The sequence below is a fragment of the Microbacterium canaveralium genome, assembly GCF_047238045.1.
GTDB lineage: Bacteria > Actinomycetota > Actinomycetes > Actinomycetales > Microbacteriaceae > Microbacterium.
In genome coordinates this window covers 3,075,502-3,090,823 of sequence record NZ_JBDFMA010000003.1, presented here as the reverse complement: position 1 = coordinate 3,090,823, position 15,322 = coordinate 3,075,502, and the positions used below count along the sequence as shown (strand labels likewise).

Sequence of the window (15,322 nt, the reverse complement as noted above, 5' to 3'; positions counted from 1 at the left end):
GCCCACGCTACCCCGGCGACCGGCCTATACTCGGGAACCACAACCACGGGAGTCCGGTGAGCCGGGCTGAGAGGAAGCGACCCACGCTTCGACCGTCGAACCTGATCCGGATCATGCCGGCGCAGGGAGGAGAACACATGCACGCGTCCGCGTCCACCCGGACGGCCCCCGCCGTCGCCACGTCCGACCGGTTCCGGTGGCGGGTCGTCGACATCGTCGTCGCCGCCGTCCTCGGCGTCGCGATCGGCCTCATCTTCTGGGCCTGGAACACCGTCGGCGGCCTCTGGTTCGCCGCGATGGATGGGCTCACGCCCGGTCTCGGCGGCATCGCTGTCGGAATCTGGCTCCTCGGCGGCGTCGTCGGCGGGCTCGTCATCCGCAAGCCCGGCGCGGCGCTCCTCGTCGAGCTCATCGCCGCTGTCGTGTCCGCCCTCATCGGCAACGTCTGGGGTATCAGCACGATCTACTCGGGCCTGGCGCAGGGCCTCGGCGCGGAGCTGATCTTCCTGGCGTTCCTGTACCTGCGCTTCTCGTTGCCGGTCGCGATGCTCGCCGGCGCGGGCGCCGGTGTCGGGGCGTGGGTGCTCGAGTTCTTCACCGGCAACATCGTCAAGACCGCCGAGTTCAACCTCCTCTACCTCGGCACGCTCATCGTCTCGGGTGCGGTGCTGGGCGGCGTCGTGGGGTGGCTGCTGGTCCGGGCGCTCGCCGCGAGCGGCGCGCTCAGCCGCTTCGCCGCGGGACGCGAACGCCGCCGCGAGGTCTGATGCCGTATCCGGCCCGGGTCGAGGTCGATGGCTGGGGATGGCGCTACGCCGGTCGCCGGCTGCCGGCCACCCGTGACATCGACCTGACGATCGACCCGGGTGAGCGGGTGCTCCTGCTGGGCGCCTCCGGTGCGGGCAAGTCGACGTTGCTCGCCGGGCTCGCCGGGCTGCTCGGCGGTAGCGACGAGGGCGAAGCGAACGGTCGCATCCTCGTCGACGGACAGACGCCCGAGTCCCAGCGCGGGCGCATCGGCCTCGTCCTGCAAGACCCGGAGGCCGGCGTCGTGCTGTCGAAGGTCGGCGACGACGTCGCGTTCGGGTGCGAGAACCTCGGGGTGCCCGCCGACGCCATTCCCCTGCGGGTGGCCGGAGCGCTGGCATCCGTGGGATTGGACGTGCCCCGCGATCGGCCGACGAAGGCTCTGTCGGGAGGGCAGAAGCAGCGGCTCGCGCTCGCCGGCGTGCTGGCGATGCAGCCGGGGCTGCTGCTGCTCGACGAGCCCACCGCCAACCTCGACCCCGACGGCGTGCGCGAGGTGCGCTCCGCCGTCGAACGGGTGGTGGCGGGCGGTGAGACCACCCTCGTGCTCATCGAGCACCGCACCGCGGTGTGGGCCGACCTCGTCACCCGCGTGATCGTGCTGGCGCCGGGAGGGGGCCTTCTCGCCGACGGTCCGCCCGCGCGAGTGTTCGCCGAGCACGGTGCGGCGCTCGCCGCGGCGGGCGTGTGGGTGCCGGGGCGTCCGGTCGACCTGCCCGCGCTGGCTCCGGCCCCCCCGTCGATGGATGCCGTGCTCTCGGCATCCGGGCTGACGATCGGTCGCGAGCGCCGGACGCCGGTCCTTGCGGGACTCGACGTCCGCATTCCCGAGGGGAGCGGCACGGTCGTGACAGGCCCCAACGGCGCCGGGAAGTCCACCCTCGCGCTGACCCTCGCCGGGTTGCTGCCCGAGCTCGCGGGAGAGATCGAGGCATCCGCGTCGCTGGCCGCCCGCGGCATCCGGCGTCCCTCCCGCTGGCGCTCGACCGAACTCCTCACGCGGATCGGCACGGTGTTCCAGGAGCCGGAGCACCAGTTCCTCGCCACCACGCTCCGCGACGAACTCGCCGTCGGGCCCCGCGCGCTGCGGATGCCGCCGACCGAGGTCGACGCGATCGTCGACGAGCTGCTCGAACGGTTGGACCTGGCATCCCTCGCGGAAGCCCACCCCTTCACGCTCTCCGGCGGGCAGAAGCGCCGCCTGTCGGTCGCGACAGTCCTGGCATCCTCGCCCGCGGTGATCGTGCTCGACGAGCCCACGTTCGGTCAGGACCGCCGCGGCTGGAGCGAGGTCGTCGCCCTGCTCCAGCGCGAGATCGCGCGGGGCCGGACGGTCGTCGCCGTCACCCACGACGCCGACGTCGTGCGGCATCTGGGACAGCACCGCATCACCCTGGGGAGCGCGGCGTGACGGCGACGCTGGCGCGGAGCGAGCGCGCGCTGTCGTGGCTGGACGGGGTCAACCCGGTCACGAAGATCCTCATCGCCCTGGTGCTCTCAGTGCCGTTGTTCGCCACGCTCGACCCGGTGAGCGCGTCCGTCGCGATCGTGCTCGAGCTGCTGTGCGTGCCCCTCACCGGACTCGCGGTCGCAACGGTGCTGCGACGTCTCATCCCCGTCGTCGTGTTCGCCCCCGTCGCGGGCGTGAGCATGCTGCTCTACGCGCAGCCGGGCGGCACCGTGTACGGCCAGTTCCTCTTCGCCACCGTCAGCGACGACTCGATCGCGCTGTCCCTCGCGGTGATGCTGCGCGTGCTCGCCCTCGGGCTCCCCACGATCCTGCTGTTCGGACGCACCGATCCGACCGAACTCGCCGATGCGCTCGCGCAGGTCGCCAAGCTCCCGAGCCGTTTCGTGCTCGGCGTTCTCGCGGGGGCCCGCACGGTCGGGCTGTTCGTGGACGATTGGCGCACGATGACCCTCGCCCGCCGCGCGCGCGGCCTCGGCGATCGTGGCGCGGTGCGCCGGTTCCTCGGGATGGCGTTCGTGCTGCTCGTGTTCGCCGTCCGCCGCGGCACGACCCTCGCGACCGCGATGGAGGCCCGAGGCTTCGGCGCCGAGGTTGAGCGCACGTGGTCGCGGCCGTCGCGCCTGCACCCGCGCGACGGCGTGGCTCTCGCGGGGGCCGTGGCGCTCATCGGCGTCGCGCTCGCCGTGGCCGTGGCGTCCGGGGCCTTCCGCTTCGTCGGGGGCTGAGGCGTCACAGGATGAGGGCTGACGCATCGCGCGGTGGGGGCTGACGCGTCTCCCCTCGGGGGCTGACGCGCCCCGCGGCGAGGGCTGACGCGCCACCGCGTGGGCTGACGCGTCCCGCGGCGGGGGCTGACGCGTCGCGCGGTGGGGGCTGACGCGTCACAGGGCGAGGGCTGACGCGTCGCGCGGTGGGGGCTGACGCGTCCCGCGGCGAGGGCTGACGCGCCACCGCGTGGGCTGACGCGTCCCGCGGCGAGGGCTGACGCGCCCCACGGTGGAGGGGCTTCGCGTCAGAGCGGCCGCTCGAAGCACAGCGACTTCGGCATCGTGGCGACGTAGGGCTCGTAGACGGGGATCGGGGTGAACCCCGCGGCAGCGTACAGCGCGAGCGATTCCGGTTGCATGCGCCCGCTCTGCAGGATCACGCGGGAGGCGCCACCCTCGCGTGCCCGCCTCACCACCGCGTCCGTCAACGCGCGACCGACACCGCGCCGGCGCGCGGCCTCGGTGACGATGAGGCGCTTCAGCTCCCACTCTTCGCCGAGGCGGCGCAGCAGCACGTGTCCGAGCGCGGAACCGTCGGCATCCACGGCCAGGAACGTGGCGACGACCTGCTCGGCGTGCACGGCGAGCGCCTCGGTCCGTTCCTCCGCCATTCCGGGCGGGTCGTCGGCATCGGCTTCGCGGTACCGCTCGTCGAGGTCGAGGTCCAACAGGGCGCGCAGGGCGACGGCCCGGGGATCGTCAACGGCCACGTGTTCCACCGTGAAGTCCATCCGACGAGCCTAGAACGCCGGATCCTGGACGATCGCCGCAGTTGTTGTCGTGATCCCTCGTGGACAGACCCCCGGCGGCGGCTACGCTGAGTCCTCGCCGTCGCCCATTCCGGGTGGCGGAACGGGGGTGGGGGTGCCGTGGCTCTGTCGTTGGCGTTACTCGCGATGAGTATCGCCGTGGTCGGCTCCGTGCTCTTCGTCGCCCTCCCGCGCGTGGGCTCGCCCGGACCGTTCACGCTGTTCCTGCGTTTCGCTGCGGCGTCCGCCGTGGCCGCCGTCGGAGCCAGCGCGCTCTACCTCGCGTACGGGGGGAGCGGGAGCCGGGCGTCGCTCGCCGTCGCCGACATGTGCATGGTGCTCGCGCCCCTGCTGCTGTTCGTCGCACTGCGCGTGCTCGACGGACGGTCGGGCCTGGGGTGGTCGGTGGGCGCCTTCACGGTCTCGATCGCCGTTGCCACGGTCACGACCCTCGCCCCCGAGACGGTGTCGATGCCGGTCAAGGTCGCGGTCCTCGCGGTCGTCTGCGCGGGCTGCACGTGGGCCGCCGCCCGCTCGGACGCCGAGCCGTGGTCCGCGATGCGGACGATCGCGCTCGCGACCGCGGCCTACTCCGTCTTCTCGGTGCTGCGGGGAGTGATCGCGATTCTGACGGGATGGGGCTCGCCGCGCTACGACCTCGCTTTCTCCTTCGTCCCCGCCACCATCGTGGGCATGCTCGTCGTGGCCGTGATCGGCGTCGCGGTCGTGCGGCTCGCCCGCGCCCGCGAGCGGGTCAGCGTGTCGCGCGCGCCCCATCCCGCCGGTGCGGTCGTCGTGGTCGGCGACTGGAGCCTGGCCTCCGCGGCGTACGGAGTGGACCGCGTGCGAGGTCTCGTGAGCGACCTGCGCGAGGCCGCGCGGGTTCTCGATCCTCAGGCCGGAGACGTTCCGCGGGGCGTCGAGGTGGCCGTTCCCCACCCGGTTGCCGCCCTCGCTGATCGTCTGCGCACGACGTACGGGTGGAGCGCCGACGAGATCGCCCTCCTCGCGGACGGCGCGTCCACGGGCGCCATCCGCACGCACGCCGTCCGCGGTCACGGGTGGTCCCGCGATCGCCCACGCCGAACCTGAGTCCCGGGTAGAGTGACACTGAGTTTCTGCCTTCGAAGGAGAACGCATGGACATCGCGGGTGCATCCGCCCTCGTCACCGGAGGGGCCTCGGGCCTCGGCCTCGCCACGGCGCGTCGCCTCGCCGCCGCCGGCGCGCGCGTGACGATCATCGATCTGCCCTCCTCCGCGGGGGCGAGCGTGGTGGACGAGTTCGGGGGGACGTTCGCCCCGGCCGACGTCACCGATGCCGAGCAGGTCGCCGCCGCCGCGGCCCGCGCCGTCGAGTCCGGGCCGCTGCGGGTCGTCGTGAACTGCGCGGGCATCGCCCCGCCGGCCAAGGTGCTCGACCGCGACCTGAAGCCCACGCCGCTGGCGGATTTCGAACGCCTCGTCCGGATCAACCTCGTGGGCACCTACAACGTCATCGCGCAGACGTCGGCGCTCATGGCGGCGCAGGACCCGACCGAGAGCGGCGACCGCGGCGTGATCGTGAACACCGCGAGCGTCGCGGCCTTCGACGGGCAGATCGGCCAGCCCGCGTACTCGGCGAGCAAGGGCGGTGTGCACGCGATGACCCTGCCGATCGCGCGCGAGCTCGCGCGTCACGGCATCCGGGTCGTCACGATCGCGCCCGGGATCATGGAGACCCCGATGCTCAAGGGCCTGCCGCAGGCCGCGCAGGACTCCCTCGGCCAGCAGGTGCCGTACCCGTCGCGGCTCGGCGCCCCCGACGAGTACGCGCGCCTCGTGCTCGCGATCGTCGACAACGGCTACCTCAACGGCGAGACCATCCGACTCGACGGCGCGATCCGGATGGCACCGAAATGACCGACGGCATCCTCCTCTCCCTCGACGCGGGCCTGGCCCGCGTCACGTTCGACCGTCCCGCCTCGCTCAACGCGATGGACTTCCCGATGGCCCGCCGCTGGCGCGAGGTCGCGCACGAGGTCACCTCCGACGCCTCCGTCGGAGCCGTGATCCTGGATGCCACAGGCCCCGCGTTCTGCGCCGGCGGTGACGTCGTGGCGATGGCGACGACCGGCGCGTCGGGCTCCGTCGTGACCGAGACGGCCGAAGCGATCCACGACGGCATCCGCACGTTCGTCGAGGCGCCGCTGCCGATGGTCGCGGCGGTGCAGGGGGCGGTCGCGGGCGGCGGACTCGGCCTCATGCTCACCGCGGACTACGTCGTCGCGAGCGAGAACGCCCGCTTCGTCAGCCGCTACGCCAACATCGGCCTCACGCCCGATCTCGGTGTGTCGACGCTGCTGCCGGCGGCGATCGGCCAGCGCCGTGCGCTGCAGCTGCTGCTGCAGGATCGGATGCTGGATGCCGCCGAAGCCCTCGAGTGGGGTTTGGTCGCCGAGGTCGTGGCATCCGGGGATCTCGCCTCGCGGGTGGAGGGGATCGCGCGGTTCTGGCTCGATGGGGCGACCGCCGCGTTCGGCCAGGCGACGCGTCTCGTGCGCGTCGGCGCGGGTCGCTCGTTCGCGGAGAACCTCTCCGACGAGGCTGCGACGATCGGCGCCGCCTTCGACACCCCCGAGGCGCGGGCGCGGGTCGCGGCCTTCGCCGCCGCCTCCGCGAAAGGACGCTCATGACCCTTGCCGGAAAGACCATCCTCATGTCGGGCGGGAGCCGGGGCATCGGCCTCGCGATCGCGCTGCGCGCCGCGCGCGACGGCGCGAACGTCGCGTTGCTGGCCAAGACCGACACGCCGCACCCGAAACTCGAGGGCACCGTGCACACGGCGGCCGAGGCGATCCGCGCCGCGGGCGGTCGCGCGCTGCCGATCGTCGGCGACGTGCGCGACGAGGAGTCGATCACCGAGGCCGTGCTGCGCACGGTCGGCGAGTTCGGCGGCGTCGACATCGTGGTGAACAACGCCAGCGTCATCGACCTTTCGGGGTCGCTCGACCTCGCGACGAAGAAGTACGACCTGATGCAGGACGTCAACGTGCGCGGGACCTTCCTGCTCTCGCGCGCCGCGATCCCGCAGCTTCGTGAGGCGTCCAACCCGCACATCCTGTCGCTCTCGCCGCCGCTGAACGTCACGTCGAAATGGCTCGGCGCGCACACCGGGTACAGCCTGGCGAAGTTCGGCATGACGATGGCGACGCTGGGGATCGCGTCGGAGTTCGCGAGCGACGGGATCGCCGCGAACACCCTGTGGCCGCGGACGACCATCGCGACCGCGGCGGTGCAGAACGTCATCGGCGGCGACCGGCTCATGCGGGTCTCGCGCACGCCCGAGATCTACGCGGATGCCGCGTACGAGGTGCTCACGCAGCCGTCACGCGAGCTCACCGGCCGGACGCTGATCGTCGAGGATGTGCTGGAGGCCGCGGGTGTGACGGATTTCTCCGGCTACGCCGCCGTCCCCGGCACCCCCGACGCCGCGCTGTACCCCGACATCTTCCTGGACTGACGCCGCTCGCACCGGGCAGCGGCCCGGGATGCGCCCGCGCTCGGGTGGCATCCGAGAAACGCTCTCTGCACCCGGAAACGCTCGCTGCGAACGTTTCTCAGTGCAGAAAGCGTTTATCGGTGGGGCGGCACCGGCCTCAGATCAGGCCGAGCTCGGCGAAGGCGTTGTGGACGCCGTCGTCGAGCACGGCGGTCGTCACGCGACCGGCCAGAGCCTGCAGTTCCGGCACCGCGTTGCCCATGGCGACCGGGGTGCCGACGACCTGGAACATCTCGACGTCGTTCCACGAGTCACCGATGCCGATGGCATCCGCCGGGTCGAGGCCGAGCAGCGCGAGCACCTCGAGAATCGCCGAGCCCTTCGTCACGCCACTGAGCCCGATCTCGCCGTTCGACCCGCCGGGCAGCGGAATCGACCCCGGGATGACATGGAAGCGCTCGCCCAGTTCGACCCCGGCGTGCGCGACCGTGTCGGGGGCGGGGCTGATGAACACGGCCTTCGCGACGCGGTCGCGGTCGATGTCGGCGAGGGGTCGGGCGCGGGGAACCGAGGTGGTCGGTTCGATGTCCAGCCCGAGGGCGGCGATCTCGGCCGCTCGGCGGGCCAGACGCTCGCGCAGGTACTCGCGCATCGTCGGCTCGATACCCGGAGAGGCGAACACCGCCTCGTGCGTCTGCAGGAAGTAGTGGATGCCATGCGCGACGAAGTAGTCCTCGATGGCGGCCACGTCGTCCCGGCGCATCGGGTGCTGCACGACGAACTCGCCGTCGCGCGTGGCGTAGGCGCCGCCGTTGCTGATCGCGCCGTCGAAGCCGATCGCTTTCACGTCGGGGTGGATGTCGCCGTCGGCGCGGCCGGTGCACAGCCACACGAGGTGGCCGTTCGCGCGGGCGCGGCGGATGGCGTCGACCGTCGAGGGGGCGATCACCGATCCGTGCTCGAGGATCGTGCCGTCGACGTCGAGGAAGGCGATGCGGGTCATGGTTCTCCGCGGAACGGCCCCGGGCCGTGAGGGCCCGGGGCCGATCCGATCGAGGGGATCAGCGGGTCAGGGACGCGCCGTTGGTCCGGATGATGTCGCCGTACCAGTGGAACGACTTCTTCCGGTACCGATCGAGGGTGCCGGAGCCGTCGTCGTTACGGTCGACGTAGATGAAACCGTATCGCTTGCTGAGCTGTGCCGTGCTCGCGCTGACGATGTCGATGCAGCCCCACGAGGTGTAGCCGAGCACGTCGACACCGTCCTGCAGCGCTTCGCCGACCTGCACGAGGTGGTCGTTGAGGTACTGGATGCGATAGTCGTCGACGACCGTCTTCTCGCCGTCGACTTCGACGAGCTGGTCGCGGGCGCCCAATCCGTTCTCGACGATGAACAGCGGCTTCTGCCAACGGTCCCAGAACTGGTTGAGCACGAGCCGCAGGCCGACGGGGTCGATCTGCCAGCCCCACTCGCTGGCGGGCAGGGTCGGGTTGGGGACACCGCCCATGATGTTGCCCTCGGCGGTGGCCCGCTTCTCCGGGTCGCCCGTCTCGGCGATCGACATGTAGTAGCTGAACGAGACGAAGTCGACGGTGTTCTTGAGGTCGTCGCGGTCTTCGTCGGTGATGTCCAGCGCGATGCCCTTCTCGCGCAGGGTGCGCAGGAAGTAGCCCGGGTACTCTCCGCGCGTGTGCACGTCGCCGTAGACGAGGTTGCCGTGGTCGGCATCCATCACCGCGACCGCGTCGACCGGCGACGGGGTGAGCGGGTAGATGGGCATGGACAGCACCATGCAGCCCACCTTCGCCTCGGGGGCGACCTCGCGGGCGATGCGCGTGGCGCGGGCGGACGCCACGAGCTCGTGGTGCATCGCCTGGTACAGCTCGCTCTGAGGGACGCCGCCCTCGGGGATCGGGATGCCGCCGCTCATGAACGGCGCGTGCAGGAGCGAGTTGATCTCGTTGAACGTCAGCCAGTACTTCACGCGGCTGCCGTACCGCTCGAAGAGCGTGCGGGCGTAACGCTCGTAGAAGCCGATGAGCGCGCGGTTCGTCCATCCGCCGTAGGCCTCGGCCAGGTGCAGCGGCGTCTCGTAGTGCGAGATCGTCACGAGCGGCTCGATGCCGTGCTTCTCGAGCTCGTCGAGCACGCGATCGTAGAACGCCAGGCCGGCCTCGTTGGGCTCGGTCTCATCGCCGTTCGGGAAGATCCGGCTCCACGCGATCGAGAACCGGTAGACCGAGAAGCCCATCTCGGCGAACAGCGCGATGTCCTCGGCGTAGCGGTGGTAGTGGTCGATGCCGACGAGCTTGAGGTTGTCGGGCGTCGGGCGCTCGCTGCGGGGACCCGAGATGCCGCGGGGCATCACGTCCTGCACGGAGAGGCCCTTGCCGTCCTCGTCGTACGCGCCCTCGATCTGGTTCGCCGCGGTTGCGCCACCCCAGAGGAAGCCGTCGGGGAAGGGGGTGTTCGTCATTCTTCTGTCTCCAGGGGGGTCAGCGGGCGGTGGACATCGAGTCGACGGACACGGCGCGGAAAAGCGTCTCGCCGTGCGAGAGCGGGCCGGATGCCACGTCGGCGACGTCGGGGTAGAGGTCGCCGTTGGTCACGATGACCGGGGTGATCAGGTCGTAACCGGCGCGCTCGATGGCGTCGCCGTCGAACTCCAGCAGCAGGTCGCCGGCCTTCACCTCCTGGCCCGACGAGACCTTCAACGAGAAGTGCTGACCGCCGAGCTGGACGGTGTCCAGGCCGACGTGGATGAGCAACTCGACGCCGTCGACGCCGCGCAGGCCGATCGCGTGGCCGGTGGGGAAGGCGGCGACGACGGTGGCGTCGAAGGGGGCGTAGACCGCGCCGGACGTCGGCCGGACGGCGACGCCCTTGCCGAGCGAACCGTCGGCGAAGGCGGCATCCGGCACCTCGCTCAGCGCGACGACCGAGCCGTCGACGGGGTTGAGGACGACGGTGTCGGTCGCGGCGGCCGGGGTCGCAGCGGTGTCGTCGACGGGGTCAGCGAAGCCGATGAGCAGCGTCAGCAGGAACGGCACGAGGATCGCGACGGCCAGGCCGATGCCGAGCATGACCATGTTGCCGTTGCCGAGCAGCGCCGGGAGGGCGAGGCCGGACGGGACGACGAAGGCCGTCGAGAACACCCCGCCCATGGCGATGATCGCGCCACCGAGGGCACCGCCGACGATGCCGAACGCGAACGGGCGCTTGAGCGGCAGGTTGATGCCGTAGATCGCGGGCTCGGTGATGCCGGCGAGGAAGCCGGAGAGCGTGGCGGGAGCAGCGAGGGATCGCAAGTTCTTGTTGCGGGTCCGCGCGAAGACGCCCGCGACGGCCGCGGCCTGCGCGAGCACGGCGGCGAAGACGGGGCCGATGAGGAGGATCATCCCGGTCGTCTGGTACTCGAGCTGGAACAGCGGCACGAGTCCCCAGTGCAGGCCGAAGATCACGAAGACCTGCCACAGGCCGCCCATGATCGCGCCGCCGAGCCACGGCACGGTCTGGAAGACCCAGCCGATGCCCGAGGCGAGACCGCCGCCGATGAGCGCCGAGATCGGTCCGATCACGACGAAGACCAGCGGTACGGCGACGAGGACCACGATCATCGGGGTCACGAAGCGGCGGATCGCGCCGGGGAGCACCCGCAGCAGGAAGCGCTCGGCGTGGCTCTGCAGCCACACGATGATGATCACCGGGATGACGCTGGAGACGTAGCTCACCATCGTCACCGGGATGCCGAAGAACGTCACGTCCGGGGCGCCGGTGAGGGCCGTGATCGACGGGTACACGAGGGCGCCGGCGATCGCGAAGGACGTGAACTCGGATGCCTTGAAGTAGCGCGCCGCGGTGATCGCGAGCGCCAGCGGCAGGAAGTTGATCAGCGCGTCCGAGAGGGCGTTGAGGATCGTGTAGGTGGAGGTCGTGGCATCCATCCAGCCGAATGTGACCGCCGCGGCGAGGAACGCCTTGAGCAGACCGGTGCCGGCGAGGGCCCACAGGATCGGCGTGAAGATCGCCGAGATCATCTTGATGAAGCGGTTGAAGAGGTTTCCCTTGGGGCCGTCCTCCGCGCCCGCGTCGCCGCCGACCTTGGTCTGCGCCTGGATCGCGGCGTACACGTCGGGGACGTCGTTGCCGATCACGACCTGGTACTGCCCGCCCGCCTGCGCAGTGGTGATGACGCCGGGGACGGCGCGGATCGCCGCGGCATCCGCCTTGCTCTCGTCCTTCAGGACGAAACGCAGTCTCGTCGCGCAGTGTACGAGCGACTGCACGTTGTTCTCTCCACCGACGCCGGCGAGAACGCCCGCCGCTGTCTTCGCGTGATCCGCCATCGGAACCGCCTGCCTTTCACCGCATCCATGCGGCCTGTCTCATGTTCTGTGGCGACGCACCGGGGCTGTTTCGGGCAATAAAAAAGACCCGAATCCGTTCATCGCTCGTCAGCGATGTGGATTCAGGTCTTGCCCGCTCGCGCGGTAACAATCCGGAAATCGTCGGCAGGAATGCACCTGCGGTGGTGACTATAGCACCGGGTCTCCGGGCCCGCCAGCCGCGGCTCCACGGCCCATGCTCGTCGCGAGGCGCTCGACGTGGACGATCAGGTAGAGCACCTCCTCGTCGGTGAGGGCCGAACCGGTCGCCGCGAGCACGTACCCCTTCACCGACTCGGCGATACTGAACGATCGCGGGTAGCGGTGCTTGGCGAACTCGAAGAACGAGGAGTCGCCGCTGGCGAGCATCGTCCGATCGACGAGGCGCTGGAGCAGGAAGCGCACGTGCAGGATGAACCGCGCGTAGTCGGCACTCCCCGTGTCCAGGGCCGTGCCGAGACCCGTCTCGACGGTGCGGACGACGTGCTGCACGCGGCGGAACAGCAGGGCCGCGGTGCCGTTCGGCTCGTCGCGCGTGGCGTTGAGGAGGTGCATCGTGAGGAAGACGCCCTCCTCGGGCGGCAGCTCCCGATCGAGGGACGCCGCGATGGAGGCGGCCATGTGCTCGGCGACGCGCGACTCGTCGGGGTGGAGGATCCGCAGCTCGGGCATCGAGGTGCCGGGGATCCGGATGCCCTGGTCGAGGCGTTCCACGACGTAATGCACGTGGTCGATGACGGCGAGGGGGAATCGGCGGCCGAGGTCGCGGCCCAGCTCGCGTTCGGCCTCGTCGACCGCGCGCAGCACCGCCTGCACGAGGGCGTACGGCGCGTCGGTGAGGAGCTTCCGCGCGTGCGCGGTGTCGCTCGCCTGATCGAGGACGAAGGTCTTCTCGACGCTGGCGGGATCGATGCGGCCGTCGTGCTTGAGCTGGAAGCCGATACCGCGCCCCATGAGGACGCGTTCGCGGCCGTCGGCGTCGATCGACACGACGACGTTGTTGTTCAGGAGTTTCTGCACGCCGCCGGGCGGGAGGGAGACGTCACCGGCACCGGGCATGGGATGCATCCTAGGGGCGTTCAGGCCGCGTGAGGGGTCAAGATCTGTCGCCGTCGGGGGCTCCCGGCGACAGATCTTGACCTCTCACGCGGATGACAGCGCCCAGCCGGGGTGCAGGCGGCCGCCGGTACCCTGGAAGACATGACCGATCAGACCCCCGTGCGCGAGACCGAGCCTCGGCAGGTGCGTCCCGCGGGGGCCCCGGCCGACACCGCGGTCCGTGAGACGCGCCCGAAAGACACCGGCATCCGTCAGGTGCGCCCGAAGACCGAGGGCTGGCAGCAGGCGAAGGACGAAACGGGTCGTCCGCTGCTGCAGTTCGCGAGCCCCAAGCGCGGCAAGCCGCCCGTGCACCTGGCCGACCTCACGGCCGAGGAGCGCGTCGCCAAGGTGAAGGAGCTCGGGCTCCCCGGCTTCCGCGCGAAGCAGCTCGAGAAGCACTACTTCACTCACTACACGTCCGATGCGGCCGCGATGACCGACCTGCCGGCATCCGGTCGGGACGAGCTCGTGGCGGGGATGCTCCCGCCGCTGCTGACCGAGGTGCGGCGCCTGGAGACCGACCGGGGCGACACGATCAAGTTCCTGTGGAAGCTGCACGACGGCGCCCTCGTCGAGTCGGTGCTCATGCGCTACCCCGGCCGCATCACGCTGTGCGTGTCGTCGCAGGCCGGGTGCGGGATGAACTGCCCGTTCTGCGCCACCGGCCAGGCGGGGCTCACGCGCAACATGTCGGCGGCCGAGATCATCGAGCAGATCGTTCGTGCCAACCGGCTCATCGCCGAGGGCGGCCTGGGCGGCAAGAAGCGTGACGACCACTCGCTCGACCGTGTCTCGAACATCGTCTTCATGGGCATGGGGGAGCCGCTCGCGAACTACGCCCGCGTCATGCAGGCCGTGCGCGTCATGGTCGACAAGGAGCACGGTCTCGGCATGAGCGCGCGCGGCATCACGGTCTCGACCGTGGGGCTCGTCCCCGCGATCAAGAAGCTCGCCGACGAGGACATCCCGGTGACCTTCGCGCTGTCGCTCCACGCCCCCGACGACCACCTGCGCGACGAGCTCATCCCGGTGAACTCGCGCTGGAAGGTCGACGAAGCACTGGATGCCGCCCGCGCCTACTTCGACAAGACCGGACGCCGTGTCTCGATCGAGTATGCCCTGATCAAAGACATGAACGACCACGCCTGGCGTGCCGATCTGCTGGCCGAGAAGCTCAACGCCCGCGGGCGCGGCTGGGTGCACGTGAACCCCATCCCGCTGAACCCGACGCCGGGGTCCATCTGGACGGCCTCCGAGGTGCCCGTGCAGAACGAGTTCGTCCGTCGCCTCAACGACGCCGGCATCCCGACGACCCTCCGCGACACCCGTGGCAAAGAGATCGACGGGGCATGCGGTCAGCTCGTCGCGACGGAAGAGGACGAGGTCGCGGCGGCGCAGACGCCCGTCGGCTGACGCGCCGTCCCGGTCGCGTTCGGTACCCGGACGCCCCCGCGCGGCCCTCGATGTCGGATGCCGCCGATAGCGTTGACCCATGGTTGGTTATCGCTACCTCGGCAACAGTGGATTCAAGATCTCGGAGATCACCCTCGGCAACTGGGTGACCCACGGCTCGCAGGTCGGTGACGACGCCGCGATCAAGACGGTGCACGCGGCCCTCGACGCCGGCATCACGACGTTCGACACGGCGGACACGTATGCCAACACGGCGGCGGAGGTCGTGCTCGGCAAGGCCCTCGAGGGTCAGCGTCGCGAGTCGGTCGAGATCTTCACGAAGGTCTATTTCCCCACCGGTCCCATGGGCCCCAACGACACCGGCCTCAGCCGGAAGCACATCATGGACTCGATCAACGGGTCTCTGAAGCGCCTCGGCACCGACTACGTCGACCTGTACCAGGCGCACCGTTTCGACTACGAGACGCCGCTCGAAGAGACGTTCCAGGCCTTCGCCGACATCGTGCGTCAGGGCAAGGCGCTTTACATCGGTGTGTCCGAGTGGACCGCCGAGCAGCTGCGCGAGGGTCACGCGCTGGCGAAGCAGCTCGGCATCCAGCTCATCTCGAACCAGCCGCAGTACTCGATGCTGTGGCGCGTCATCGAGGGCAAGGTCGTGCCGACGAGCGAAGAGCTCGGTATCTCGCAGATCGTCTGGTCGCCGATGGCACAGGGCGTGCTCAGCGGCAAGTACCTGCCGGGCCAGCCTGTTCCCGACGGCTCGCGCGCGACCGACGAGAAGAGCGGCGCGAACTTCATCAAGCGGTTCCTCCGCGACGACGTGCTCGAGGCCGTCCAGCGACTGAAGCCGATCGCCGACGAGGCGGGACTCAGCATGCCGCAGCTCGCGATCGCCTGGGTGCTGCAGAACCCGAACATCGCCGCGGCGCTCGTGGGCGCCTCGCGTCCCGAGCAGCTCGCCGACACCGTGAAGGCTTCGGGCGTGACGCTCGATGCCGACACCCTCGCGGCGATCGACACGGCCCTCGGCGACGCGGTGTTCTCCGACCCCGAGAACACGTACGAGGTGTCGCCGAAGCAGCGTCTGGTCTGAGACACGCGAACAGGCGGGTCGGGCGTCGCGCCCGGCCCGCCTTCGCGTGTCCGCGG

At 70.6% G+C, this 15,322-nt stretch carries 14 protein-coding genes and 1 riboswitch; of the genes, 9 read left to right on the top strand and 5 right to left on the bottom strand.

All coding sequences use genetic code 11. The features are described from left to right. Positions 1–35: 35 nt before the first annotated feature. Positions 36–145, top strand: a riboswitch (TPP riboswitch). The 3 genes from ABC271_RS15675 to ABC271_RS15665 all read left to right on the top strand — a co-directional run bounded on the left by ABC271_RS15675 (position 138) and on the right by ABC271_RS15665 (position 3,003). After that, entirely contained in the window at positions 138–767 is a 630-nt protein-coding gene (locus tag ABC271_RS15675) for an ECF transporter S component (protein ID WP_412925765.1), read from the top strand. (Overlaps the previous riboswitch by 8 nt.) Continuing rightward, positions 767–2,218, top strand: a complete 1,452-nt coding sequence (locus ABC271_RS15670) for an ABC transporter ATP-binding protein (protein ID WP_412925764.1) — start codon at positions 767–769, stop codon at positions 2,216–2,218. Before ABC271_RS15675 ends, ABC271_RS15670 begins: the two co-directional genes overlap by 1 nt. After that, positions 2,215–3,003 carry an energy-coupling factor transporter transmembrane component T family protein gene (locus ABC271_RS15665; protein WP_412925763.1) on the top strand — a complete coding sequence of 263 codons (789 nt, stop codon included), beginning with the start codon at positions 2,215–2,217 and terminating at the stop codon, positions 3,001–3,003. Before ABC271_RS15670 ends, ABC271_RS15665 begins: the two co-directional genes overlap by 4 nt. Before the next feature lie 287 nt (positions 3,004–3,290). Here the strand turns inward: ABC271_RS15665 and ABC271_RS15660 are convergent, their stop codons facing one another. Continuing rightward, complete coding sequence (locus tag ABC271_RS15660; RefSeq protein WP_412925762.1) at positions 3,291–3,776, bottom strand: GNAT family N-acetyltransferase; 486 nt, start codon at positions 3,774–3,776, stop codon at positions 3,291–3,293. Between the two features lie 165 nt (positions 3,777–3,941). Between ABC271_RS15660 and ABC271_RS15655 the strand changes: the two genes are divergently transcribed. The 4 genes from ABC271_RS15655 to ABC271_RS15640 are packed head-to-tail and all read left to right on the top strand — an operon-like array spanning position 3,942 to position 7,294. Further along, complete coding sequence (locus ABC271_RS15655) at positions 3,942–4,886, top strand: hypothetical protein (protein ID WP_412925761.1); 945 nt, start codon at positions 3,942–3,944, stop codon at positions 4,884–4,886. 46 nt (positions 4,887–4,932) lie between these two features. Next, complete coding sequence (locus ABC271_RS15650; RefSeq protein ID WP_412925760.1) at positions 4,933–5,694, top strand: SDR family NAD(P)-dependent oxidoreductase; 762 nt, start codon at positions 4,933–4,935, stop codon at positions 5,692–5,694. Continuing rightward, entirely contained in the window at positions 5,691–6,467 is a 777-nt protein-coding gene (locus ABC271_RS15645) for an enoyl-CoA hydratase/isomerase family protein (RefSeq protein ID WP_412925759.1), read from the top strand. The genes ABC271_RS15650 and ABC271_RS15645 overlap by 4 nt, the downstream gene beginning before the upstream one ends. Beyond that, a complete protein-coding gene (locus ABC271_RS15640; protein WP_412925758.1) occupies positions 6,464–7,294 on the top strand; it encodes an SDR family oxidoreductase in 831 nt (276 codons plus the stop codon). The genes ABC271_RS15645 and ABC271_RS15640 overlap by 4 nt, the downstream gene beginning before the upstream one ends. A 136-nt stretch (positions 7,295–7,430) precedes the next feature. On the opposite strand, the gene ABC271_RS15635 is transcribed toward ABC271_RS15640, so the two are convergent. The 4 genes from ABC271_RS15635 to ABC271_RS15620 all read right to left on the bottom strand — a co-directional run bounded on the left by ABC271_RS15635 (position 7,431) and on the right by ABC271_RS15620 (position 12,718). Next, the gene (locus ABC271_RS15635) at positions 7,431–8,276 is read right to left on the bottom strand and encodes a Cof-type HAD-IIB family hydrolase (RefSeq protein WP_412925757.1); all 846 of its coding nucleotides are present in this window, start codon (positions 8,274–8,276) and stop codon (positions 7,431–7,433) included. Positions 8,277–8,334: 58 nt separating this feature from the next. Continuing rightward, positions 8,335–9,750 (bottom strand): glycoside hydrolase family 1 protein, encoded by a 1,416-nt coding sequence (locus tag ABC271_RS15630; RefSeq protein WP_412925756.1) that lies wholly within the window; start codon positions 9,748–9,750, stop codon positions 8,335–8,337. Between the two features lie 19 nt (positions 9,751–9,769). Beyond that, positions 9,770–11,620 carry a beta-glucoside-specific PTS transporter subunit IIABC gene (locus tag ABC271_RS15625; protein ID WP_412925755.1) on the bottom strand — a complete coding sequence of 617 codons (1,851 nt, stop codon included), beginning with the start codon at positions 11,618–11,620 and terminating at the stop codon, positions 9,770–9,772. Positions 11,621–11,809: 189 nt separating this feature from the next. Next, complete coding sequence (locus ABC271_RS15620) at positions 11,810–12,718, bottom strand: PRD domain-containing protein (protein ID WP_412925754.1); 909 nt, start codon at positions 12,716–12,718, stop codon at positions 11,810–11,812. A 141-nt stretch (positions 12,719–12,859) separates the two neighbouring features. Between ABC271_RS15620 and rlmN the strand changes: the two genes are divergently transcribed. After that, on the top strand, positions 12,860–14,173 hold the full coding sequence (rlmN, locus tag ABC271_RS15615) for a dual-specificity RNA methyltransferase RlmN (RefSeq protein WP_412925753.1): 1,314 nt from the start codon (positions 12,860–12,862) through the stop codon (positions 14,171–14,173). 79 nt (positions 14,174–14,252) lie between these two features. Further along, positions 14,253–15,266, top strand: a complete 1,014-nt coding sequence (locus tag ABC271_RS15610; RefSeq protein ID WP_412925752.1) for an aldo/keto reductase family protein — start codon at positions 14,253–14,255, stop codon at positions 15,264–15,266. The last annotated feature ends 56 nt before the right edge of the window (positions 15,267–15,322 follow it).

What these genes read in the sequence shown, in the direction of transcription:
- ABC271_RS15675 (WP_412925765.1), top strand. Translation starts at nt 138, where the DNA reads ATGCACGCGTCCGCGTCCACCCGGACGGCCCCCGCCGTCGCCACGTCC.
- ABC271_RS15670 (WP_412925764.1), top strand. Translation starts at nt 767, where the DNA reads ATGCCGTATCCGGCCCGGGTCGAGGTCGATGGCTGGGGATGGCGCTAC.
- ABC271_RS15660 (WP_412925762.1), bottom strand. Translation starts at nt 3,776, where the DNA reads ATGGACTTCACGGTGGAACACGTGGCCGTTGACGATCCCCGGGCCGTC.
- ABC271_RS15655 (WP_412925761.1), top strand. Translation starts at nt 3,942, where the DNA reads ATGAGTATCGCCGTGGTCGGCTCCGTGCTCTTCGTCGCCCTCCCGCGC.
- ABC271_RS15650 (WP_412925760.1), top strand. Translation starts at nt 4,933, where the DNA reads ATGGACATCGCGGGTGCATCCGCCCTCGTCACCGGAGGGGCCTCGGGC.
- ABC271_RS15645 (WP_412925759.1), top strand. Translation starts at nt 5,691, where the DNA reads ATGACCGACGGCATCCTCCTCTCCCTCGACGCGGGCCTGGCCCGCGTC.
- ABC271_RS15640 (WP_412925758.1), top strand. Translation starts at nt 6,464, where the DNA reads ATGACCCTTGCCGGAAAGACCATCCTCATGTCGGGCGGGAGCCGGGGC.
- ABC271_RS15635 (WP_412925757.1), bottom strand. Translation starts at nt 8,276, where the DNA reads ATGACCCGCATCGCCTTCCTCGACGTCGACGGCACGATCCTCGAGCAC.
- ABC271_RS15630 (WP_412925756.1), bottom strand. Translation starts at nt 9,750, where the DNA reads ATGACGAACACCCCCTTCCCCGACGGCTTCCTCTGGGGTGGCGCAACC.
- ABC271_RS15625 (WP_412925755.1), bottom strand. Translation starts at nt 11,620, where the DNA reads ATGGCGGATCACGCGAAGACAGCGGCGGGCGTTCTCGCCGGCGTCGGT.
- ABC271_RS15620 (WP_412925754.1), bottom strand. Translation starts at nt 12,718, where the DNA reads ATGCCCGGTGCCGGTGACGTCTCCCTCCCGCCCGGCGGCGTGCAGAAA.
- rlmN (WP_412925753.1), top strand. Translation starts at nt 12,860, where the DNA reads ATGACCGATCAGACCCCCGTGCGCGAGACCGAGCCTCGGCAGGTGCGT.
- ABC271_RS15610 (WP_412925752.1), top strand. Translation starts at nt 14,253, where the DNA reads ATGGTTGGTTATCGCTACCTCGGCAACAGTGGATTCAAGATCTCGGAG.